21 protein-coding genes are annotated in these 20,939 nt (G+C 60.7%); 11 read left to right on the top strand and 10 right to left on the bottom strand.

The window, feature by feature from the left end; translation table 11 throughout:
- Positions 1 to 7 precede the first annotated feature (7 nt).
- The gene (gltX, locus tag ABN482_RS14880; protein ID WP_349504715.1) at positions 8 to 1,414 is read left to right on the top strand and encodes a glutamate--tRNA ligase; all 1,407 of its coding nucleotides are present in this window, start codon (positions 8 to 10) and stop codon (positions 1,412 to 1,414) included.
- A gap of 236 nt (positions 1,415 to 1,650) precedes the next feature.
- Positions 1,651 to 2,559, top strand: a complete 909-nt coding sequence (locus ABN482_RS14875; RefSeq protein WP_349504714.1) for a histone — start codon at positions 1,651 to 1,653, stop codon at positions 2,557 to 2,559.
- 54 nt (positions 2,560 to 2,613) lie between these two features.
- Here the strand turns inward: ABN482_RS14875 and map are convergent, their stop codons facing one another.
- On the bottom strand, positions 2,614 to 3,408 hold the full coding sequence (map, locus tag ABN482_RS14870; protein ID WP_349504713.1) for a type I methionyl aminopeptidase: 795 nt from the start codon (positions 3,406 to 3,408) through the stop codon (positions 2,614 to 2,616).
- A 146-nt stretch (positions 3,409 to 3,554) separates the two neighbouring features.
- Here map and ABN482_RS14865 point away from each other — a divergent pair, with 146 nt between their 5' ends.
- Complete coding sequence (locus tag ABN482_RS14865) at positions 3,555 to 4,103, top strand: YggT family protein (RefSeq protein ID WP_349504712.1); 549 nt, start codon at positions 3,555 to 3,557, stop codon at positions 4,101 to 4,103.
- A 114-nt stretch (positions 4,104 to 4,217) separates the two neighbouring features.
- On the opposite strand, the gene ABN482_RS14860 is transcribed toward ABN482_RS14865, so the two are convergent.
- Positions 4,218 to 4,673, bottom strand: coding sequence for an outer membrane lipoprotein (locus tag ABN482_RS14860; protein WP_502877312.1), 456 nt, complete (start codon positions 4,671 to 4,673; stop codon positions 4,218 to 4,220).
- A gap of 292 nt (positions 4,674 to 4,965) precedes the next feature.
- On the opposite strand from ABN482_RS14860, the gene ABN482_RS14855 reads away from it, so the two are divergent.
- The 5 genes from ABN482_RS14855 to ABN482_RS14835 are packed head-to-tail and all read left to right on the top strand — an operon-like array spanning position 4,966 to position 10,014.
- On the top strand, positions 4,966 to 6,873 hold the full coding sequence (locus ABN482_RS14855) for an alpha/beta hydrolase family protein (RefSeq protein WP_502877311.1): 1,908 nt from the start codon (positions 4,966 to 4,968) through the stop codon (positions 6,871 to 6,873).
- A gap of 26 nt (positions 6,874 to 6,899) precedes the next feature.
- The gene (locus tag ABN482_RS14850) at positions 6,900 to 7,475 is read left to right on the top strand and encodes an NUDIX hydrolase (protein WP_349504710.1); all 576 of its coding nucleotides are present in this window, start codon (positions 6,900 to 6,902) and stop codon (positions 7,473 to 7,475) included.
- Between the two features lie 13 nt (positions 7,476 to 7,488).
- Positions 7,489 to 8,229, top strand: coding sequence for a leucyl/phenylalanyl-tRNA--protein transferase (aat, locus tag ABN482_RS14845; protein ID WP_349504709.1), 741 nt, complete (start codon positions 7,489 to 7,491; stop codon positions 8,227 to 8,229).
- The gene (locus ABN482_RS14840; RefSeq protein ID WP_349504708.1) at positions 8,226 to 8,945 is read left to right on the top strand and encodes an arginyltransferase; all 720 of its coding nucleotides are present in this window, start codon (positions 8,226 to 8,228) and stop codon (positions 8,943 to 8,945) included. The genes aat and ABN482_RS14840 overlap by 4 nt, the downstream gene beginning before the upstream one ends.
- 25 nt (positions 8,946 to 8,970) lie before the next feature.
- Complete coding sequence (locus tag ABN482_RS14835; RefSeq protein ID WP_349504707.1) at positions 8,971 to 10,014, top strand: quinone-dependent dihydroorotate dehydrogenase; 1,044 nt, start codon at positions 8,971 to 8,973, stop codon at positions 10,012 to 10,014.
- Positions 10,015 to 10,052: 38 nt separating this feature from the next.
- On the opposite strand, the gene ABN482_RS14830 is transcribed toward ABN482_RS14835, so the two are convergent.
- Entirely contained in the window at positions 10,053 to 10,766 is a 714-nt protein-coding gene (locus tag ABN482_RS14830; RefSeq protein ID WP_349504706.1) for a glutamine amidotransferase, read from the bottom strand.
- Positions 10,767 to 10,841: 75 nt separating this feature from the next.
- On the bottom strand, positions 10,842 to 12,062 hold the full coding sequence (locus ABN482_RS14825) for a benzoate/H(+) symporter BenE family transporter (protein WP_349504705.1): 1,221 nt from the start codon (positions 12,060 to 12,062) through the stop codon (positions 10,842 to 10,844).
- Positions 12,063 to 12,172: 110 nt separating this feature from the next.
- On the opposite strand from ABN482_RS14825, the gene pdxR reads away from it, so the two are divergent.
- Positions 12,173 to 13,696 carry a MocR-like pyridoxine biosynthesis transcription factor PdxR gene (gene pdxR, locus ABN482_RS14820; protein ID WP_349504704.1) on the top strand — a complete coding sequence of 508 codons (1,524 nt, stop codon included), beginning with the start codon at positions 12,173 to 12,175 and terminating at the stop codon, positions 13,694 to 13,696.
- Here pdxR and ABN482_RS14815 read toward each other — a convergent pair.
- Complete coding sequence (locus ABN482_RS14815; RefSeq protein ID WP_349504703.1) at positions 13,665 to 14,579, bottom strand: DMT family transporter; 915 nt, start codon at positions 14,577 to 14,579, stop codon at positions 13,665 to 13,667. The two genes, pdxR and ABN482_RS14815, sit on opposite strands and share 32 nt — an antisense overlap.
- A gap of 50 nt (positions 14,580 to 14,629) precedes the next feature.
- Between ABN482_RS14815 and ABN482_RS14810 the strand changes: the two genes are divergently transcribed.
- Positions 14,630 to 15,535, top strand: a complete 906-nt coding sequence (locus ABN482_RS14810) for a LysR family transcriptional regulator (RefSeq protein WP_349504702.1) — start codon at positions 14,630 to 14,632, stop codon at positions 15,533 to 15,535.
- Between the two features lie 53 nt (positions 15,536 to 15,588).
- On the opposite strand, the gene ABN482_RS14805 is transcribed toward ABN482_RS14810, so the two are convergent.
- The gene (locus ABN482_RS14805) at positions 15,589 to 16,452 is read right to left on the bottom strand and encodes an SDR family oxidoreductase (protein ID WP_349504701.1); all 864 of its coding nucleotides are present in this window, start codon (positions 16,450 to 16,452) and stop codon (positions 15,589 to 15,591) included.
- Here ABN482_RS14805 and ABN482_RS14800 point away from each other — a divergent pair.
- Positions 16,451 to 17,296 carry a LysR family transcriptional regulator gene (locus ABN482_RS14800; protein ID WP_349504700.1) on the top strand — a complete coding sequence of 282 codons (846 nt, stop codon included), beginning with the start codon at positions 16,451 to 16,453 and terminating at the stop codon, positions 17,294 to 17,296. The two genes, ABN482_RS14805 and ABN482_RS14800, sit on opposite strands and share 2 nt — an antisense overlap.
- A gap of 202 nt (positions 17,297 to 17,498) precedes the next feature.
- Here ABN482_RS14800 and ABN482_RS14795 read toward each other — a convergent pair whose 3' ends face one another.
- From ABN482_RS14795 to ABN482_RS14780, 4 genes are all read right to left on the bottom strand, one after another.
- Entirely contained in the window at positions 17,499 to 18,092 is a 594-nt protein-coding gene (locus ABN482_RS14795; RefSeq protein WP_143857963.1) for a phasin family protein, read from the bottom strand.
- A 196-nt stretch (positions 18,093 to 18,288) separates the two neighbouring features.
- Positions 18,289 to 19,122 (bottom strand): IclR family transcriptional regulator, encoded by an 834-nt coding sequence (locus ABN482_RS14790; RefSeq protein WP_349504699.1) that lies wholly within the window; start codon positions 19,120 to 19,122, stop codon positions 18,289 to 18,291.
- Between the two features lie 138 nt (positions 19,123 to 19,260).
- On the bottom strand, positions 19,261 to 20,091 hold the full coding sequence (locus tag ABN482_RS14785; RefSeq protein WP_349504698.1) for a competence/damage-inducible protein A: 831 nt from the start codon (positions 20,089 to 20,091) through the stop codon (positions 19,261 to 19,263).
- A 20-nt stretch (positions 20,092 to 20,111) separates the two neighbouring features.
- The gene (locus ABN482_RS14780; protein ID WP_349504697.1) at positions 20,112 to 20,912 is read right to left on the bottom strand and encodes an EI24 domain-containing protein; all 801 of its coding nucleotides are present in this window, start codon (positions 20,910 to 20,912) and stop codon (positions 20,112 to 20,114) included.
- Between the last annotated feature and the right edge of the window lie 27 nt (positions 20,913 to 20,939).

The raw sequence follows: 20,939 nt of genomic DNA, 5'->3' as shown, positions 1-20,939 counted from the left end.
ATTATCCATGACCCAAGCATCCTCTGCCACTGTCCGCACCCGGTTTGCCCCCTCACCGACGGGTTATCTCCACCTGGGCGGCGCGCGTACCGCACTGTATTCGTGGGCTTACGCCCGCCATCACAAAGGCACCTTCGTGTTGCGAATCGAAGACACCGACGTCGAACGCTCCACGCCCGAGGCGGTCCAGGCGATCCTCGACGGCATGGCATGGCTGGGACTGGACGCGGATGAAGGCCCTTTCTACCAGATGCAGCGCATGGACCGCTACCGCGAGGTGGTCGGGCAACTGCTGGCCTCCGGACACGCCTATCACTGCTACAGCAGCCCCGAAGAAATCGAAGCCATGCGCGAAAAGGCCCGCGCCGCCGGCCTCAAGCCGCGCTACGACGGCACCTGGCGCCCGGAACCGGGCAAGGTGCTGCCATCGGTGCCGACCGACCGCAAGCCGGTGGTGCGCTTTCGCAACCCGACCGAAGGCAGCACCGGCTGGAACGATCTGATCAAGGGTCCCATCGTGTTTTCCAACACAGAGCTCGACGACCTCATCATCGCCCGCCCGGACGGCACTCCAACCTATAATTTCTGCGTGGTCGTCGATGACTGGGACATGCGCATCACCCACGTGCTGCGCGGTGACGACCACGTCAACAATACGCCTCGCCAGATCAATATCCTGCGCGCCTTAGGCGCACCGCTGCCACAATACGGCCACCTGCCGATGATCCTCGGTCCGGATGGACAGAAACTGTCCAAGCGCCACGGTGCGGTCAGCGTCATGGATTACGACCGCCAGGGCTACCTGCCCGACGCCATGATCAACTATCTGGCCCGACTGGGCTGGAGCCACGGAGACGACGAGCTGTTCGGACGCGCCGAATTCGTGGCATGGTTCGATGCCCAGAACCTGTCGCGGTCGGCCGCACAGTGGGATCCGCAGAAACTCAACTGGGTCAACGCCCACTACATGCGCCAACTGAGCGACGATGAGCTTGCCCGGCGCGTCGCTCCCCGTATCACTGCGCGCGGCGGCGACCTGGCCCTGGCCTCGCTGCCGGCAGTCGTGGCACTGGTCAAGGATCGCGCGGAAACCCTCGAACAACTGGCCGACACGGCCATGCTGTTCTTCGGCAAGCCCGAGCAACCCGGCGAAGAGCTGCTGCTGCAGCATCTGACCGAGGCAGCACGGCAGGCACTGGCCGATTTCACCAGCCAAGCGGATGCACTCGAATGGTCCAGGGAAAGCATTTCGGCCCTGATCAAGCAGGTACTGAAAGCTCACGGCCTGAAAATGCCCCAGCTGGCCATTCCGCTGCGACTGGCCGTGACCGGCAGGACGCAGACCCCATCGATCGATGCCGTACTCGAGATTATCGGCAAGGAAACCGTACTGACGCGCCTGCGACAGTTCTGATTCCATCCTTGCGGCGGCCAGAATAATAACCATGGAAATGCCGCCGCAATATCTGCAACCCACCGCGCCATACAGTTATTGGCAGCATAAAAGCCGCATTTTCCATGCAAACCCGCACTGATCGACATGACAGTGCGGTGTAAATCTTGCGTAATGCGCATGACAGATGTACTGTTGATCCTTGCATTCTTCCCCCCAATGCATTATTTAAGAATCAGGTTCCAAGGAGCATGACGATGGCAACAGCCAAAAAAGCGACCAAAAAGGCAACCGCCAAGGCTGCCGACGACAAGGCCAGCAAGAAAGCGGCCAAGGCCAGCAAGAAAACTGAAGCCACCAGCGCTCCCAAACCTGCCAAGCCGGCAACCGACAAAAAAGCAGTTGCCGCCGCTGCACCTGCCAAATCCGCGCCCGCCAAGAAAACTGCCGCAACCAAGCCAGCAGCAACCAAGGCCGCACCAGCCAAGGCGGCTCCCGCCAAAGCAGCCGCTACAGCCAAGAAACCTGCCGCTACCGCCGTGAAACCTGCAGTCAGCACCACCAAGGCACCTGCCAGGAAAACCGCAACCGCTACCAAGCCTGCCGCCAAACCTGTCGCTACGGCCAAGGCTGCGCCTGCCAAGGCCACAGCTACCGCCAAAAAGCCAGTTGCTGCCGCTGCCAAGCCGGCAACCAACGCTGTTGCCAAGGCACCTGCCAAGAAAACCACGGCCGCTGCCAAGCCGGCTGCTGCTGCAAAGCCTGCCGCCACAGCCAAGGCATCAGCAGCAGCCAAGAAACCAGTGGCTGCTGCAAAGCCAGCAGCCAGCGCTGCGGCCAAGGCACCTGCCAAGAAAACCACGACCGCGGCCAAGCCGGCTGCTGCCACAAAGCCTGCCGCCACAGCCAAGGCATCAGCTACAGCCAAGAAGCCAGTGGCTGCCGCAGCCAAACCGGCAGCCAGCGCTGCCAAGGCACCCGCCAGGAAAACTGCAGCCGCCGCCAAGGCAACCACGGCCAAGCCGACGGCCAAGAAAGCCACTCCGGCAGCCAAGCCAGCAGCCAAGAAGCCGGTGGCCAAGCCCGCCACCAAGGATGCCGCACCAGCCCAACCCGCAAGCGGTGCCAAGCCCTGGCCGTTCCCGACCAGCAGCAATCGTCCGTAATCGGGCACGGCACGAAATCAGCCCGCTTTCCAGCGGGCTTTTTTTATCGTCTGATCAGGAAATGCTGGCGTAACTGCCCAATCCATCCGGCCAGGGTGTCAGCACCTCGAAACCATCATCAGTCACCACGACCATGTGTTCCCATTGTGCCGAAAGCGACTTGTCGCGCGTCACGACCGTCCATTCATCCTGCAGTACCCTGGTATCCGCCTTGCCTGCATTGATCATCGGCTCGATGGTGAAAATCATGCCGCTGCGCAGCGTGAGGCCCTGTCCGCGCTGTCCATAATGAAGTACCTGAGGGGCCATATGGTACTTCTGGCCGATCCCGTGGCCGCAGTACTCGCGCACGACGGCAAAACCCTGACCATGGGCAACCTGCTGGATGGCATACCCGATATCGCCAAGTGTCGCGCCAGGACGCACCCGCAGGATACCGGCGAGCATGGCCTCGTAGGTCGTCTCGACCAGCTTGCGCGCCTGCGCCGAAGGCGTGCCCACGTAGTACATGCGACTGGTATCGCCATACCAGCCGTCCTTGATGAGCGCGACATCGATGTTGAGAATATCGCCATCCCTGAGCACCTGCCCTGCAGCGGGGATCCCGTGGCATACGACATGATTGAGAGAGGCACAGATGGTTTTAGGAAATCCGTGATAGCCAATATTGGCCGGCACAGCCTTGAGTACATCGACAATGTAGCGATGACAGATGCCATCCAGCTCTTCGGTGCTGACACCGGGCCTGACGTATTCGCCGATCATCGCCAGCACCTCTGCGGCCATGTGGCCGGCAGCGCGTGACTGGGCAATCTCCGAGGCGGAATAGGTATATATCGATTCTTTCATGGTGAAAAATATGTCTGCAAAAGCATGGGACAAGGTAAGCACACCTTGCATTGACAAGGGGTCATGACCTCAAGGATAGCAAGACAGGCGCAGGCCATGCGACAATATGCCCCCACCGTTGCATATCGTAGAGAGCATCTGACCGCATGATTGACGTTTTCCGATTCCTGCTGAGTATCGCTTTCACCCTGTTCGGGGCCGCCCTGCTGATGCGTGCCTGGATGCATGGCATCCGCATGCATCCCTTCAATCCGGTCGCCCGCGTCCTCATCCAGTACACGGAATGGCTGGTGCGCCCCTTGCGCAGGGTGTTTCCCGTTCATGCCCGGTTCGACTGGGCCAGCCTGTTCGGCACCTGGCTGACGGCACTCATCTATCTGGTGCTGCTGATCCTGGTCGTGCGCCAGGCCCTGCCTACGCTCGACATGCTGCCCATGATCGCAGGCATGGCCCTGGCGACCATGTGCAAGTGGGCACTCAACCTGATCATCTGGCTGACACTGGCCCAGGCCATCCTGTCCTGGATCAATCCTCTGGCACCGATCATGCCGGTCCTGACCACAGTCACGGCCCCATTGCTGGATCCGATCCGTCGCATCATGCCCAAAACCGGCGGCATGGACTTCTCGCCACTGGTACTGCTGGTCATCGCCCAGGTCGGCATGATGCTGCTCGTTCCCTATACAGGGCAATGAATCCGCCTGCTCATGGCCGGAACAGACACGACCGATCATGATCGTTGATTGCAAAAAAGCCGGGGGATTCCCGGCTTTTTTGCGAATGGCCTCCAACGGCCCTGGCAAAATGCCCTACTGCACCGGTGCCACGCGGGTCGGACCTGCGCCGCTAACCACGCGCACACGCTGGCCAACATTGATGGGCACATCCGCTTCCTGCGCAATCACGCGGGTTTCGCCATTGTCAAGTTGCACGGTGATTTCGTAGCCGGCACTGCGACCAGCCTGGTTCTCGATGGCATTGCCGGCCAGCGCGCCCAGGATGACCCCGCCCACGGTTGCCAGGGTACGGCCCGTCCCTCCGCCGATGGCACTGCCGGCCACGCCGCCCAGCGCACCACCACCGATCACGCCGGCACCACTGGACTTGTCGTCCTGGAGCGTGATGTTGCGCACACCCATGACCGTGCCATAGCGCACGATCTGCTCGCGCTGGGCCTGGTCGTAGGTATAGACGGCGCTTGATGCGCTCCGGTTGGCGCAACCGGCTGCCAGCGTGACGGCCAGCAACATACTGCCCAGCACCATCCAGCGCACGGGCCGGGCATGGCCCGGACGCTGGCCTTCGACCTGGAATCGTGTATTCATAGTAAGCTCCTCGGACAATATCCGTTCATGATCGCCGCATGATTAGACAGCGGATGGCAGCGGATGTTCAGTTTCCGTATTTAACAAGGCGTGACCGTCATGCATTACTGAAACCAGGACCGCGCTTGCGTAATATCATGCCATGCCCGACTGCGGCATAATATCCCGGTTTGCAATTATTTTGACTGGGGGTTTCATGATTTCACGCAGCAACGGCATTCTCGCCGCCGCCATGGTCGGTATTGCCTTCGGCGTCGCCGGATGCGCGGGCGCACCGCAGGGTGCAGCCACCGCAGAGGCCCCGGCACAGTACCCACTGCGCGACTTCTTCCGCAACCCCGAGAAAAGCCATTTCCGCCTGTCCGATGGCGGTCGCATGCTCAGCTTCATGCAACCCGTGTCCATTGATGGCCAGCCGCCGCGCATGAATATCCATGTGCAGGCCCTCGAGGGTAGCCGTCCGGTCGGCGAGCCGCGCCTGCTGACGGCAGAAAGCGCGCGCGACATCAGCAGCTATGCCTGGAAAGGCGATGACACCATCCTGTTCCAGAAGGATTTCGGTGGCGACGAGAACTTCCACGTCGTGGCCGTGGATGTGCCTACCGGCAAGATCACCGATCTCACGCCCTTCGAAGGCGTGCGCGCCGGCATCGAAGATGATCTCGAGGATGATCCCGACCACATCCTCATCAGCCACAACCAGCGCGAGCCGATGGTCTTCGACGTCTATCGTTACAATCTGCGCAATGGCACCTCGGTACGCGTCGCCGAGAATCCCGGCAACATCCTGGGCTGGCAAACCGACCACCAGGGCCGCATCCGTGCCGCCATCGCCACCGACGGACTCAATTCCACCCTGCTGTATCGCGACAGCGAAGAGGACGATTTCCGCACGCTGGCCACGGTTGATTTCAAGACCACGGTCAGTCCGCTGTTCTTCACGTTCGATGACCGCAAGCTCTATGCACTAAGCAATCGCGGCCGCGACAAGATCGCCCTGGTGATCATCGATCCGGCACGGCCCGACCAAGAAGAACTGGTCTTCGAAACCGCCGAGGTCGATCTGGACGGTGCAGCCTATTCGCGCCTGCGCAAGGTCCTGACCTCGGCCTATTACCAGACCAGCACGCCGCAGCAGCACTTCTTCGACGACAGCACCGAAAAGCTGTTCGCACGCCTGCACGGCCGCCTGCCCGGCTACGAGATCACCCCTCAGAGCGCCACCCGCGACGAACGCAAGCTGGTCGTCGCCGCCTGGAATGACCGCACGCCAGGTGCCCGCTACATCTACGACGTCGATGCCGACAGCCTGGACAAGCTCGGCGACATCAACCCCTGGATTCCCGAACAGGCAATGGCACAGGTACAGCCCGTCCAATACACCAGCCGTGATGGCCTGATCCTGCACGGCTACCTGACCCTGCCACCGGGCAAGCAGGCCCGCGACCTGGCCTGCGTGGTCAATCCGCACGGCGGCCCCTGGGCCCGCGACAGCTGGGGCTACAACCCCGAGGCGCAGTTCCTGGCCAACCGGGGCTTCTGCGTACTGCAGATCAATTTCCGGGGCTCGACTGGCTATGGCCGGGCCTTCTGGGAAGCCGGCTTCGGCCAGTGGGGCCTGAGCATGCAGGACGACATCACCGACGGTGTGAACTGGCTGGTCGAACAAGGCATTGCCGATCCGTCGCGCATCGGCATCTATGGCGGCAGCTATGGGGGCTACGCCACACTGGCCGGCATTACCTATACGCCCGAGCTGTATGCCGCCGCCGTCGATTATGTCGGCGTCTCCAACCTGTTGACCTTCATGAATACGGTTCCCCCCTACTGGAAGCCGATCATGCCCAAGCTGTACGAGATGGTGGGCCATCCCGAGCATGACCACGAACGCCTGGCCGCTACCTCGCCCGCGCTGAATGCCGAGCGCATCCGCACGCCGTTGTTCATCGCGCAGGGTGCCCAGGATCCTCGCGTCAACAAGGCCGAAAGCGACCAGATGGTGGAGGCGCTGCGCCAGCGTGGCATCGAGGTCGAGTACATGGTCAAGGACAACGAGGGCCACGGCTTCCACAACGACGAGAACAAGTTCGAGTTCTACGAAGCCATGGAACGCTTCCTGACCGAACACCTCAAACCCTGACATCGCAATACGCCCGGAACGCCAGCATGGAACCTTCCACCGCTTTCTACCACCCTGCATCGGCCGAGCTGCGTTTCTGCAGCCACTGTGGCCATGGCCTGTCCAGGGATATCCCACCCGATGACAACCGGGTACGCTACCTGTGCCACCACTGCGGCTCGGTCCATTACCAGAATCCCCTGATGGTCGTCGGCACCATTCCGGTCTGGCAGAACCGTATCCTGCTGTGCCGGCGCGCCATCGAGCCGCGCTACGACACCTGGACCCTGCCCGCCGGCTTCATGGAGCTGGACGAAAGCACGGCCCAGGGCGCACTGCGCGAGACACGCGAAGAGTCCGGTGCCCGCATCGAGCTGGGTAAACTCTTCACGGTGATCGACGTCCCCGAAGTCAACCAGGTACATTTCTACTTTCTGGCGGAAGCCCTCGGCCCGGACCTCGATCCCGGCCCAGAAAGCCTCGAAGCCCGGTTTTACGACGAGAGCGAGATCCCCTGGGACAACCTGTCGTTCCAGACCGTCAGCACGACGCTGCGCCATTTCCTGGAAGATCGCAGCAAGGGGTATTTCGACGTGCACCACTACGCCCTGCCAAGACACTGATCGTGGGGATCGCATGTCATTGACATGGCTGGAAAGCGGCACCCCGTTTCCGCCCGTCGAACAGGCGCTGCGCGAGCCTGACGGCTTGCTGGCAGCCGGCCTGGAACTGACGCCGGAACGGCTGCATGCGGCCTACCGGCAAGGTATTTTCCCCTGGTTCAACGACGGCGAACCCGTGCTTTGGTGGAGCCCTGACCCGCGCATGGTGCTGGCTACGGACGACTTCAAGTGCTCACACTCGCTTTCCAAGAAACTGCGCCAGATCGAGCGGCAGGCCCAATCCGGGCATCTCAGGGTCTGCGTGGATCGGGCATTCGAGCAGGTCATGGCCGAATGCGCTGCCCCGCGTGCCGGCCAGCCCGGCACATGGATCACAGCCCCCGTTCGGCAGGCTTATGCGCAATTGCATCGCCAGGGACTGGCACACAGCGTCGAACTCTGGATCGACGACACCCTGAGTGCCGGCCTGTATGGCGTTTCTCTGGGCCGGATGTTCTATGGCGAATCCATGTTCACCCGCCTGCCTGACGGATCGAAGATCGCCCTGGCGCATCTGATCGCCTTTTTACGCCGCCACGACGCCCCGGCCATCGACTGCCAGCAGCAGACGCGCCACCTCGGCAGCCTGGGCGCACGTGCCATGCCCCGACAGGATTTCAAGGACCTGCTGGCACGATTGATACCCCAACCGTCCCTGCCCTGGCAGGCCGGACAGTTGAGACTGGACGGTTCCATATCTCCCTTTCCGGCATGACCCAGCAGACGATACGGCTCTATACGACCGCCCCCTATCCCTGCAGCTACCTGCCAGGCAGGCAGGCTCGCTCCCAGGTCGCCGCTCCGGCAGAACTGATCCACGCCCCGGCCTATGACGAACTGATCGAACATGGTTTCCGGCGCAGCGGCAGCTTTGTCTACCGCCCGCACTGCGATCACTGCCAGGCATGCCAGCCGGTACGGGTCGATGCCGCGCATTTCCGTCCGGACCGCAGCCAGCGCCGCTGCTGGACACGGCACCATCAGGCCCTGTCGGCCACGCTTGCGTCGCCATACTGGTCGCCGGAACATTACGCGCTCTACCTGCGCTATCAGCAGGCTCGCCATCCTGGCGGCGGCATGGATGAAGACGATCGCGCCCAATATGCAGGCTTCCTGCTCGAGTCCAGCGTCCAGACACAATTGGCGGAATTCCGCGATGCAGACGGGCGGGTCGTGATGGTGTCGCTGATCGACATGCTGGACCAGGGGCTGTCGGCCGTCTATACCTTCTACGATCCCGATGCGCCCGGCAGCCTGGGTACCTATGCCATTCTGTGGCAGATTGAACTGTGTCGTCGCCTGGGCCTGTCGTGGCTCTATCTGGGATACTGGATCGAGAACAGTCGTAAAATGGCATACAAGATCCGATTCCAACCGCTGCAGGTCCGCCGCAATGGGACCTGGCAGGATATCCTGCCAACGCAGCCCTGACTGGCACAGCGCCTCATCTCCGACCATGTCCCTGTTGCATTCCGTCTATCCCCTGCTCCGCCCGAGCCTGTTCGCCCTGGACCCTGAAGTCGCGCACGAGAAAACGCTGACCAACCTGCAACGTGCCTATGACTGCCGGCTGACTCGCGCCATATTGCATGCAGAACCGTCCGCCCCCTGCACCCTGATGGGCCTCAAACTGCGCAACCCGATCGGCCTGGCCGCCGGCCTGGACAAGAACGGGGCGCACATCGACGCCCTCGCCAACCTGGGCTTCGGGTTCGTGGAAGTCGGCACGGTCACGCCACGCCCGCAGCCAGGCAACCCCAAACCGCGCATGTTCAGGCTGCCAGCGGCACAGGCACTGATCAACCGGCTGGGGTTCAACAACCAGGGGCTGGCCGCCTTTCTGGACAACATCTCGCGCAGCACCTGGCGCAGCCAGGGCGGCATCGTCGGACTGAACATCGGCAAGAACGCAGATACCCCCATCGAGCAGGCGGTGGATGACTACCTGCTGGGACTGGATGGCGTCTATCCCCACGCCGACTACGTCACGGTCAACATTTCCTCCCCCAACACCAAGAATCTGCGTGCCCTGCAGGGCGGCGACGAACTTGAGCAACTGCTGGCGGCCCTGCAGGCACGCCGCCAGGAACTGGCCCAGCAACATGCGCGCCAGGTGCCGCTGGTCGTGAAAATCGCCCCGGACCTGACGGACGAGCAGGTTGACCAGATTGCCGACACGGTATTGCGCCACGGCATCGATGGCATCATTGCCACCAACACCACACTGTCGCGCGAGCCGGTAAAGGGACTGAAGCACGCCGAAGAAACCGGCGGGCTTTCCGGTGCGCCCGTGCATGAGCTATCGCTGCGCGTCATTTCTCGCCTGCGTGAGCGGGCCGGGTCAGCACTTGCCATCATCGGCGTGGGCGGCATTCTGTCCGGCCCACAGGCCAGGGAAAAAATCGCGGCCGGGGCCGATGCCGTGCAGTTGTATACCGGCCTGATCTATCGCGGCCCGGCATTGATTGGCGAATGCGCGGCCGCCATAGGGGCCCGCTGACTGTCGTTTCGACGACCACAGCCGCCAGGCCTCCACGCTCAGGTTTGGGTAGCCGCGCTTTCAGCCAAATCAAGCCAGCACTGCAACACTGCCGCTGCAGCCTGAGGCAGGTCGGAGAGCCTGGCATGGGCGTCACTTCGCAATGAACGGGGATCAATGCCTGCCTGTGCCAGCTCGCAGGCGTGCCCCAGCAGCCAGCGCTCGATCTGCTCGGGGTTTGCCTCCAGATGGCACTGCAACGCCAATACCTGTGTACCCAGCATGAAAGCCTGATTGGTACAAATCTGTGTGCCCGCCAGCCGTACTGCATTGGCAGGTATCTCGAAACGGTCACCATGCCAGTGCAATACCGGCACACTGCCCAACTGCGCCAGTGGCGATGCCTCACCTTCCGGCGTCAGCATCAACGGCGCAAAGCCGATTTCCTTCACGCCCATGCTGGCCACACCGGCACCCAGCGCACGGGCGATCAACTGAGCCCCCAGGCAGATGCCCAGCAATGGCCGCCCCGTGTCCAGTCGCTGCTGGATCAGTGCCAATTCGTCTTTGACGAAGGGATAGAGCGCCTCGTCAAAGGCACCAATCGGTCCACCCAGCACAACCAGAAGATCCGCGTCTGCAATGCCCGAGTCAGACAGCTCGTCAAGCGCCGCATCCAGATAATGCACGGCATAGCCTCGGTCCACCAGGACGGACTCAAAGGTGCCGAGATCCTCAAAAGCCAGGTGTCGAATGGCAATCGCAGTTTTCATGAACGCATTTTCTCCGTATGAGGTTGATCTGACCGGACCTGGGCAGCAGGCACATCGATCCCGATGTGCCACAGCTTAGACCCTCGGTGCCGGTGCTGTCGATTTCCGGCATCTCCACTGGCCATTGAGCACCACATAGGCGACCAGTCCAATCATCAGTCCCCAGAAGGCACCACCGATCCCCAACAGTGTGATATTGGCAGCTGCCGCCAGAAAAGTGATCAGTGCAGCTTCGCGCGTTCTGGCATCAATCATGGCGCTGGCCAGACTGCCACCAATCGTGCCCAGCAGCGCCAGGCCTGCCAACGTGGTGATGAAGGTTGCTGGGAATGCCATGAATATGGTCGCCAGTGTGACACCGAATATTCCAACAAGAATATAGAACACCCCAGCGGCAATACCGGCAATCCAGCGCTTTGAGGGGTCTTCATGGGCTTCACGTCCCGTGCAGATGGCTGCCGTGATGGCCGCGATGTTGAAAGCATGCGAACCGAATGGTGCCATCAGCAGCGACCCGAATCCAGTCAGACTGACGATCGGATCGGCACGGGTCCTGAAACCATCATTGCGCAGCACCAGCATGCCCGGCATGTACTGGCCCGTCAGCGTGATCAGGAACAGCGGCAACGCCACGCTCAACAGAGCATTGAGGGAAAAGGCCGGCGGCGTGAAGATCGGTGCCGCCAGGGCCAGGCGCATCCCCGACAGGTCAACACGGTTCTGGATCAACAGAAAAGCCAGTCCCAGCACCAGAATGCCCACCACGGCATAACGTGCACTGAACCTTTTCAACACGACATAGGAAACAATCAGCATGCCAGCCAGCCAGGGATCGATACTCATGCCGCCAAAGGCCTTGATACCGAATTGCAACAGGATACCCGCCAGCAACCCGGCCGCCACACCGGGCGGAATCAACCGGATGACGCGCTCGAACCAACCCGACAGCCCCAGCACCACGAACGCAACGGCCGAGATCATGTAGGCACCTACTGCCTCGGCATAGGGTGTATGCCCCAGAGCCGTGACCAGGAATGCCGCTGCGGGTGTCGACCATGCCGTAATGATGGGTTCGCGGGACACCCAGCTCAACACGATCCCCGTGACCCCGACGCCTATCGAAATCGACCAGACCCACGAAGCCGTCATCTCCGGGCTGAGACCAGCCACCTTGGCCGCCTGAAAAACCAGGATGAAAGTGCCACCATAATTGACGATAACGGAAACCAGAGCGGCCACCACCGGATGTGCCAGATCACGCCAGCGAACGGATGAAAAAGAGGATACGGATGACATGACCTGAAAATGACTCCTGCGGCATGAGTGAAATGATGTGCAAGACCTATTTATATCTTTAAAATGGACTGCCATACCCATCCATTTTTTATACTAGATACAGACCAATTTTGTTCAAACATGCCCAGCTTGAATCCGTCAAGGCCTGGATCGGTGATCCTGCGCACCATGCCCTGCCCCTGCACTTGCGTGTGCAGCGCGCCATCCGTCAGTTGATCGTGGATGGCACCCTGCAGGCAGGCAAACCCCTGCCTGCCTCGCGCCTGCTGGCAAAATCACTGGGCGTGTCGCGCGATACCATCGAAACGGCCTACGGCCAGTTGCACACCGAAGGTTTTATCGAGCGCAAAACAGGCAGTGGCAGTTTTGTATCGTTGCAGGCCCAGCGTCTGGCCAGGCATGGCCGGCCCCTGAAAACAACAAGCCGTATCGTGATCGCGCCCAGACTCAGTCAGCGTGGTGCCTTGATGTTCGAGGCGGGTGGCGTGCGTGACTTCCTTTTCTCACGCCCTTTCGCGCCCGGTGTACCCGAAACGCGCAGTTTTCCGCTGCAGACCTGGGAAAGGCTGCAACGGCAGGTGATGAAGCAATATGGTACCCAGGCCCTGCTGCACAGCCATCCACAAGGCATGGAGCCCCTGCGACAGGCGATTGCCGACTATGTCAATCTCGAGCGCGGTGCACATGCCACCCCCGAGCGCATCCTGATCCTGACCAGCTCACAGCAGGCCCTGACCCTGTGCGCCACAGTGCTGCTTGATGCCGGTGACCGTATCTTTGTAGAAGATCCGGGCTATCACGGCGCACGCAAGGCATTCGACGCCGCCGGGCTGGAATGCGTACCCATCCCCCTGGATGCCGATGGCCTGCAGGTGGACTGCCTGCTCGATGCAGGCAGAGCGACCAGCTCGCCTCCCAAGGCAGTATTCCTGACCCCCTCGCACCAGTTTCCTACCGGCGCGACGCTGGTGCTGCAGCGCCGCCTGGCCATTATCGATTGGGCCCGGCAACAGCAGGGCTGGATCATCGAAGACGACTACGACAGCGAATTCCACTATGCGGGCAAGCCCACGGCCTGTGTGCAGGGGCTCGATCCCTACGAACGCACAATCTACATCGGCACTTTCACCAAATCGCTGTTTCCCGGTCTGCGCATCGGCTACATGATCCTTCCCCCCTCCCTGGTTTCCCCCATGACAGTGGCCCGCACCCTGCTCGACGGGCACAGTGCGCCCATCCCGCAGCTCACACTGGCACGCTTCATCGAGGGTGGTCATTTCGGTTCACATGTACGCACCATGCGGCTCGTCTACGCCGAACGTCGCGATGCACTGGCGCGACTGGTGCGCCAGCACCTGGCAGACTTCGTGGAGCCCAGGGTACCTGCCGGCGGGATGCAGATGCCCTGCATCTTTATCTGCGACATACCGGAGCGTGCTGTCGTGGAGGCCGCGCAACGTGCTGGCCTCGATCTGCTGGGGCTGACCGCCCTGCACCACACACCGAGGTATCATCGGGCAGGATTCCTGATGGGATTTGCCGCCTATGCCCCGCATGAACTGGAGGTCGCCGTCAAGAAACTGGCAGACGTATTGAAAGCCATCAGGCTAGCGTCTGCCGTCCCCAGTTCATGACTGCCATCCCGCTGATTGCCAGAACGCCGCCGCCCAGAAGAGACAAGGTCAAAGGTTCATCCAGCCACAGACTGGAACACAGGACGCCGAATAACGGCACCAGCGCCATGTAGGCAGCCGCTGCCCCTGCTCCCAGGGTCTTCACTCCGTGGAGATACCAGGCATAGGCCAATGCAGTCGCACCCAAGGCCAGCGCGATCACACTGAACCAGGCTTGCCAAGGTGCCCGTACGAGCGTACTCCATGCAGATGGACCTTCGATCATCATACTGGCTGCCAACAGAAAAATGGCTCCCAATACCGCAGTCACGGTCGTCGTGGTCAACGAGTCCAACGAGGCAAGCATCATGCGGCCGATCAGCGTATAGCCTACCCAGCAACCCGCACAGCCCAGCAGCAGCAACTCGCCCATTCCAGCCTGCCCGGGGAGCAATGCCGTCAAGGTCCCTCCGCTGAGTGCATACAATGCCCCTGACACTGCCATCGCGACACCCAGAGCCATCTTCCAGTTAACCGGCTCCCGGAACAGCAGAACGGCAAACAGCAAGGTCAGTACGGGATTAAGTGCCACGATCATTGCCGCCCTCCCCGCTGGCACCTCCCTGAGTGCCAGAAGAAAGAAAATCGAATAGGCCAGCACGCCAACCACAGAAGCGCAACCCAGGCCCAGCCATTGCCGGGGTGTCAGCAAACGTACCGCTCCCAGCCGCCCGCTCAGGGACAGCCAGACGAGCAATACTGCGCTGGCCAAGAGAAAGCGCAGGCACGCTGCCGCGACCGGCGGCATGGACTGCGCAACCACTCTCCCCCATGGCCACGAAGCGCCCCAAAGCACCGACATGCCAATCAGCCCCAAATGCACAGAATATCTAGAGAATGTCATAAGGCGTACTATTTACTTCTTTCAACTTATAGTCGAATGAGTAAAACCTCATGACATTCACGCAGCTCGAAATTTTCTCGATCCTGGCAAGGGTCGGTAGCTTTTCCAGGACAGCCGCTGCCCTGGGTATCACGCAAAGTGCTGTCAGCCACGCGATCAAGCAACTGGAAACCGAGCTGGGTGTCAGCCTGATGATTCGAGAAGCGACATTGGCCACACCCAGCGAAGCAGGTGCAAGACTGCTGATCCGTGCCAATGACATCCTGCAGCAAAGAGAGGCTTTGCTCCAGGAAGCAAACAATGAGCGCGGCCTTGCACGCGGCACGTTACGCATCGCATCATTCGGGGCCACATCCTCGCTGCACCTGTTGCCACAATTGATTGTCCGCTACCAGCATGCACATCCATGGGTCGAGGTACACATCGACGAAGGCATAGACAATGTTGTAACGCAGTGGTTGCTTGAACGACGCGTCGAGTTGGGGTTCGTGGTGTTGCCCGATGACCGTTTCGATACGCTAGCAATCGCTGCCGATGAGCTGGTCGCAGTGTTACCCGCCCACCATGAACTGGCTGCCCAATCCAGAGTCGCGGCAACCGACTTTCACGGCCAACCGTTTATTCGTACCTCGGCAGGCTCCGGCCCACATATCGACCAGTTCCTTGCAACAGCAGGCTCAATACCCAAAACCCTGTTCCATTTCGAACAACTCTCGTCCATGCTGGGATTCGTGGCCCAAGGCGCAGCCGTGACGATCGCAGCACGGCTGGCATTGCCGGAGCCTCCCAGCGGCGTGGTCTACCGCAGCCTGCAACCACACAAGCCCAGACAAATCGGGCTGGCCGCACTGAATTTCAAGCGACTGTCACCTGCTGCACTGGCATTTGTCGACGTAGCCAGGAAAATGCGCTTCGAGACAAAGACGGCATGCGCTACCGCCCCCGCCGCTGACTGAATCCAGCATGGCGACCAGACAGAAGTCGCCACACTTGATCTGGCGGTATTTTGTCAAGCCTGCTGGCGCGTGGCGGCCAGAACAATCTCACGAATGCAAACGCCCTGGGGTTGTTCATATGCAAAGGCAATGGCATTGGCAACATCCTGTGCAGACAGGACGACGCCACCCATCCCTTTCTTCCATTCCTGATAACCACTCTTGATGGCCTCATCGGAGGTATGCCCAAGCAGCTCCGTTTCCACCGCACCGGGCTCAATCGTGACCACACGCACGTTGTGAACTGAAAGCTCTTCACGCAAATTTTCCGAAAGGCCCGAGACAGCAAACTTGCTTCCGACATAGGCAACGTGATTTGGAAATGCCTTGCGGCCCGCGATGGAGCTGATATTGATGATGGTTCCGCTCTTGCGGGCAGCCATCCCCCGGGAGACCGCCAGAATTCCGTTCAACAATCCTCGTACATTGACATCGAACATGCGATCCCACTCCTTGGGGTCCTGCTGCGTGATATCTCCGAGCAGCATCACACCGGCATTGTTGATGATCGCATCTACCGGGCCAAAGCGACCCTCCGCCTGAGCAACGGCGTTCAGCAAGGCTTCTCGATCCGTCACATCTACCTGGATGGAAAGTGCGTTCGGCAGGTTCAACGCCAACATGGGCTCCAGGCGACGCGCCAGCAGCAAGAGGGCATGTCCTCGCTCGGACAGGAGCCTGGCAGCCGCCTGGCCGATCCCAGAGCTTGCACCTGTAATGACGATCAGGGGCTTGTGTGTTTGTGTCATTAAATTTCCCTCAAGAAATAAATATAATCTATGCTTAAAATCGACAAGCCAGTCTATTTCAGCAGGACTGTCTTTGAAAAATGGTTTATTTTTCTGCCATCCATAAATATATTTTATTTCTTTAGCCATGGACTACCGTCAACTGCGTGCCTTCATCGCCGTATTCGAGGAACGCAACATTACTGCCGCTGCGCAGCGCATACACCTGACGCAGCCAGCGCTCTCAGGCAGTATCAAGTTGCTGGAAGAATCACTGGGTACAAGTCTCTTCGTGCGCAAGGCACGCGGCGTGGAAGTCACTGACGATGCCCGCTCCCTGTATCCGCAGGCACGCCGCATGCTGGCAGAAGCGGAACAATTGATACGACGCTTCCGTACCGGCCATCATCACGAAAAACTGGCGATCGGTATCGAGCAGGATATTGCCCGCAAGGCCGTGCAGCATCTTGTGGCAACAGCACATGCATGCATACCCGGCCTGCAGCTGGACATGCTGTCTGGATGTGATGGGGATGCCCGCCTAGGCTGCGAAGACCTGCGCTGCGAGGATGAACTCTTTCTACCGATCTTCAGCGAATCCTATGTCATTGCCACGCCGGCCTCAACCCCTTGGGCAGACAAGAAATTGACGGAAAACGACCCGCTCGATGATCTTGTCTCATGGATCATGTGTCCGACTCACACCAGCCATCAGCGGCTCATGCCGATATATGGTACGGCGGCCAGCAGCCCCGCCGCCCACGCGAGCAATTTTTCCCTGGCGCTGGATCTTGTCGTGGCAGAAGTTGGAATCGCAATCGTGCCAGCCTCCTTGGCCAAAGAGACCGCCGGAATCATCACTCATCCGCTGGACACCTTGGATTTGAAGCGCCGCGTTGGACTGTGTTATCCGGTGCAATCGCTTGAGAATGGCACTCTGACCCTGTTGCGCAATGCCCTCGATATCAAGTCATCGGTTTCGATACCACAGTGACCAGCCGAGAAAGTCGAGCCTGGCGCAACCGGACACTCCCGATAGCGGCTTTCGACCACTCTGCCGACTTGGGCAGGGACATGCATGACACAGGGGTTGCATCCGAGCGGAGATGAAAAAACCCGCCACTCTGTCGAGGGGCGGGTCTGCCGGTGCGCAGAACAGGACGGGCCCGATCTGCAGGACCGTCGAATCAGGTGTCTTACTTGCGCGCTGCAGCAGCGCTGCGGGCGGTGCTCTTGGCCGCGTTGACAGCGGCCTCGGTCGCTTCGGCCGCAGCACGTGCCGTAGCGCTGGCGGCTGCATTGAGGTTGCTTTCGGTGACTTCGGCAGCTTGCTTGGCAGCCTTGGTGAGCGAATCGTAGGCGTTGTTGGCCGTTGCCAGCGACGACTTGATCAGTGCCACGGCACTTTCGGAACCGGCCGGCGCGTTCTTCGAGATCTGGTCGATGGCATCAGCCACCAGCTTCTGGTTGTCAGCGATGCGCGCTTCGACCAGCTTGGTCAGCTCGCCCTGCACACCCGAAATGATGTCATAGACCTGCTTGCCATAAGCCAGGGCCTGTTCGGGCGAAGCCTGCACCAGGGAGGCAGTCACTGCGGAGACTTCCTGGGGATCCTTGACGGCGGCCAGCTTCTTGGACTTGGCGGCAGCATCGTCGAGTGCGGCACGGGTAGCCTTGAGGTTGAGGTCGACCAGCTTCTCGAAACCGGCAAACACGCTGTTCTGTACAGCCAGCAGGGTTTCCAGGGCATCTTTCTGGCGATCGGCGATTTGTTGGGGAATGGCGCTCATGTATTTCTCCGGGTCGGGGCCAGTTGCCTGGCTCGAGGTATGAATGAAAGAGTGGTTACAACGACTCAAACGTGGGCCGTATTTCATCTGCTACCTGAATCGACCCTTGTTGCAATGCACAAACCGATTTTAAATACTCCCTGTGAAATGTCAAATATTTTTTGTGCAGCGCAGTATCACAGATGCATCAGCAGGGTCAGGCCATGCGCCCAGGCTCATACCCAAGTGCGGCCGAAATCTGGCTTGCCGTTTCCACCAGATCGCGCAGCCATTCATCCTGCAAGCGCTCCGCAGGCGCAGAGATGGACAGCCCGGCCACCAGCCGGCCGGCATCGTCGCGAATCCCAGCCGCCATGCAGCGAACGCCCAGCTCAAGCTCTTCGTTGTCACGGGCATAGCCGTGCCTGCGCACCAGGTTGATTTCACGTTCGAGCCTGTCCAGGTCAGTCAGACTGTTGCGGGTATTGCCTGCCAGTCCGGTACGCAAGGCATAGGCCCGAACCTGACGGCCATCGAACAGCGACAGGAACAGCTTGCCGGTGGATGTCAGGTGCAGCGGCGCACGGCCACCTATCGCACGCACCACCTGCATGCCGGAGCGTTCGCTCCAGGCCCGTTCGACATAGACGATTTCATCCCCCTGCTGGATCGACAGGTTGACCGTCTGCCCGGTACGCTTGTGCAGCGCCCGCATGGCATCGATGGCGGCCTCGCGTACATTGAGGCGCCCCTTGACCAGGGAGCCAAGTTCCAGCAAGCGCATGCCCAGCCGATACAGTCCGTTATCGACACGTTCGACATAGCGGCCGATCACCAGGTCGTTGAGAATCCGGTGCGCAGTCGAGGCATGCAGGCCCGTGCCCTGCGCCAGATCCTTGAGCGCCACGGGCTCACTCTGGGCAGCCAGCGCATCGAGCAGACTCATGGCCCGCTCAAGTACCTGGATGGCAATGGCAGGCCCGGCATGGGCGCGCTCGGCAACAGGTTCGGCAAGAGCGGGGACAGGATCGACAGAACGGTTCACAGACATGGAAGGCCCGTATGCGGCAACGCAACAATGTCATTCTATCCCATATCATGAAACAGGGAAGCGGCAAGACACCGGATCCGACCGCCCGCCTTACCGTACCGGCCTGCTCGACCACTGCAAAATGAATGCCGATTCGCCCTAGCTGCCCAGCCGGCCACCCAGCCTTGTGACTTCGGCCTGCAGCCACTGCAGTGCCTCGGCAGCAGCCTGTGGCTCACCCTTGACCCCCAGATCGATATGCGGCGCGCTGCCCTCGCCCACGCTGGGCAGACTGAACGCACGGACGTCGGGCCAGCGCCGTTCGATTTCGACCATGGCCGGCGTGATGCGCGACTCAGGCATGTCGAACACCAGGAACGAATGCTCGGCCCAGGCCTCCCGATGGTGCAGATCGGCATAGCGGGTATCGAGCATCGCTTCCATCATCGGCCAGGCCATCACGGGAAAGCCTGGCATGAAGGTATGGTTGCACACATGGAACCCTGGAATCCGGTTATAGGGGTTGGCCACGATCTCGGCCGAGGCCGGAAACATGCCCATCTGCAGGCGCTGCTGGTTTTCGGGGGTCTCCATATCGGCACTGCCCTGGCCCTTGGCTGCCATCTCGGCGCTGCGCTCGGCAATCAGCCGACGGGCCTCGGGATGCAGGACCAGCGGCTCGCCCAGCGCTTGGGCAGCAGCCTGCCGGGTATGGTCGTCCGGCGTCGCCCCGATGCCGCCGCAGGAAAACACGATATCGCCCGAGGCAAAGCTGCGGCGCAATGCCGCCACCAACTCTGCACGATCGTCTCCCAGGAACTGGGCCCAGGCCAGCTTCAGGCCACGCGCGCCAAGCAGCTCGACCATTTTCGAAAAATGCTTGTCCTGGCGACGGCCCGACAGGATTTCATCGCCGATGATATACAGGCCGATGCGCGGCACAGCTCCCTCGAAGCGAAGCGACGTACCGGATTGTTCCGTGATGCTCATTTCTTTTCATCCATTGATTCTCAGACATCGATGACGGATTCTGCGCGCAGACGCCGCAGCCTGTCCAGGCCATAGTGCACAAACATCAGTGCAGAAAACACCGGCAGGAACAGCCATGCAGGCGGCAGCAACTGCAACAGCGCACAGATCAGCCCCAGGCTCCAGAAACCACCATAGCAGCGCTGCTGGAGCAGCTTGCGCTCCTGCGGGCTGGCATGCTCGATCAGGGCATCCACCCGCATGATGCGGGTAAAGGCAAAGGCCCACCAGAACACAGACAGCAGCACGCCCAGCGGCGGGATCAGCCAGAGCGGCAAGGTCAGCATCCAACCGATGATGAAGATGCACATCACCCATAAAGTGTTCCATATGCTGCCCACCCAGGCATGCCGCCCCTGGCGGGACAGTTCGGGATAATCCCGCGACGCGACATGGGACAGGACCAGCGGCATGACCCAGATCGCCGCCACGACCAGGCCCAGGATACCGGCCATCGGCAACAGGATCACGACCGCCAGCAGCGGGATCAGCCAGACCTTGAGCGAGAACAGTCCGGCCATGACCATCCACTGGTCGACACGGTTGACGATACCCACACCATCCAGCCCATTCTGCAGCGCCTGGGTCAGCGGCGTCCAGGCCAGCCAGAGCAGCAGGCTGCCGCCCACGAACATGATCAGGAAGGGCAGCAACAGCGCAAACAGCATGCGAGGGTGGCACTGCGAGACCAGGGCGCGCACGCAGGCACGGCCCACGCCATCAAGCGTGGCAGGGGATGGGTCATGAGGCTGTGGCGGAAGCGCCACGGGGTTCTGGTTCATGGAATCGGCTTCCTTTCTATGCAATGG

The organism is Corticimicrobacter sp. (assembly GCF_040137905.1).
GTDB lineage: Bacteria > Pseudomonadota > Gammaproteobacteria > Burkholderiales > Burkholderiaceae_B > Corticimicrobacter.
The sequence above is the reverse complement of the archived record's forward strand: the minus strand, read 5'-3'. Positions and strand labels throughout refer to the sequence as shown.

Bases quoted from the DNA above. Each gene is read 5' to 3' on its own strand.
- ABN482_RS14855 (WP_502877311.1), top strand. From the start codon at position 4,966: ATGGTCGGTATTGCCTTCGGCGTCGCCGGATGCGCGGGCGCACCGCAG.
- ABN482_RS14825 (WP_349504705.1), bottom strand. From the start codon at position 12,062: ATGTCATCCGTATCCTCTTTTTCATCCGTTCGCTGGCGTGATCTGGCA.
- aat (WP_349504709.1), top strand. From the start codon at position 7,489: ATGTCATTGACATGGCTGGAAAGCGGCACCCCGTTTCCGCCCGTCGAA.
- ABN482_RS14780 (WP_349504697.1), bottom strand. From the start codon at position 20,912: ATGAACCAGAACCCCGTGGCGCTTCCGCCACAGCCTCATGACCCATCC.
- gltX (WP_349504715.1), top strand. From the start codon at position 8: ATGACCCAAGCATCCTCTGCCACTGTCCGCACCCGGTTTGCCCCCTCA.
- ABN482_RS14785 (WP_349504698.1), bottom strand. From the start codon at position 20,091: ATGAGCATCACGGAACAATCCGGTACGTCGCTTCGCTTCGAGGGAGCT.
- ABN482_RS14860 (WP_502877312.1), bottom strand. From the start codon at position 4,673: ATGGTGCTGGGCAGTATGTTGCTGGCCGTCACGCTGGCAGCCGGTTGC.
- ABN482_RS14835 (WP_349504707.1), top strand. From the start codon at position 8,971: ATGTCCCTGTTGCATTCCGTCTATCCCCTGCTCCGCCCGAGCCTGTTC.
- ABN482_RS14790 (WP_349504699.1), bottom strand. From the start codon at position 19,122: ATGTCTGTGAACCGTTCTGTCGATCCTGTCCCCGCTCTTGCCGAACCT.
- ABN482_RS14810 (WP_349504702.1), top strand. From the start codon at position 14,630: ATGACATTCACGCAGCTCGAAATTTTCTCGATCCTGGCAAGGGTCGGT.
- ABN482_RS14875 (WP_349504714.1), top strand. From the start codon at position 1,651: ATGGCAACAGCCAAAAAAGCGACCAAAAAGGCAACCGCCAAGGCTGCC.
- ABN482_RS14865 (WP_349504712.1), top strand. From the start codon at position 3,555: ATGATTGACGTTTTCCGATTCCTGCTGAGTATCGCTTTCACCCTGTTC.
- ABN482_RS14830 (WP_349504706.1), bottom strand. From the start codon at position 10,766: ATGAAAACTGCGATTGCCATTCGACACCTGGCTTTTGAGGATCTCGGC.
- ABN482_RS14850 (WP_349504710.1), top strand. From the start codon at position 6,900: ATGGAACCTTCCACCGCTTTCTACCACCCTGCATCGGCCGAGCTGCGT.
- map (WP_349504713.1), bottom strand. From the start codon at position 3,408: ATGAAAGAATCGATATATACCTATTCCGCCTCGGAGATTGCCCAGTCA.
- ABN482_RS14795 (WP_143857963.1), bottom strand. From the start codon at position 18,092: ATGAGCGCCATTCCCCAACAAATCGCCGATCGCCAGAAAGATGCCCTG.
- ABN482_RS14840 (WP_349504708.1), top strand. From the start codon at position 8,226: ATGACCCAGCAGACGATACGGCTCTATACGACCGCCCCCTATCCCTGC.
- ABN482_RS14815 (WP_349504703.1), bottom strand. From the start codon at position 14,579: ATGACATTCTCTAGATATTCTGTGCATTTGGGGCTGATTGGCATGTCG.
- ABN482_RS14800 (WP_349504700.1), top strand. From the start codon at position 16,451: ATGGACTACCGTCAACTGCGTGCCTTCATCGCCGTATTCGAGGAACGC.
- ABN482_RS14805 (WP_349504701.1), bottom strand. From the start codon at position 16,452: ATGGCTAAAGAAATAAAATATATTTATGGATGGCAGAAAAATAAACCA.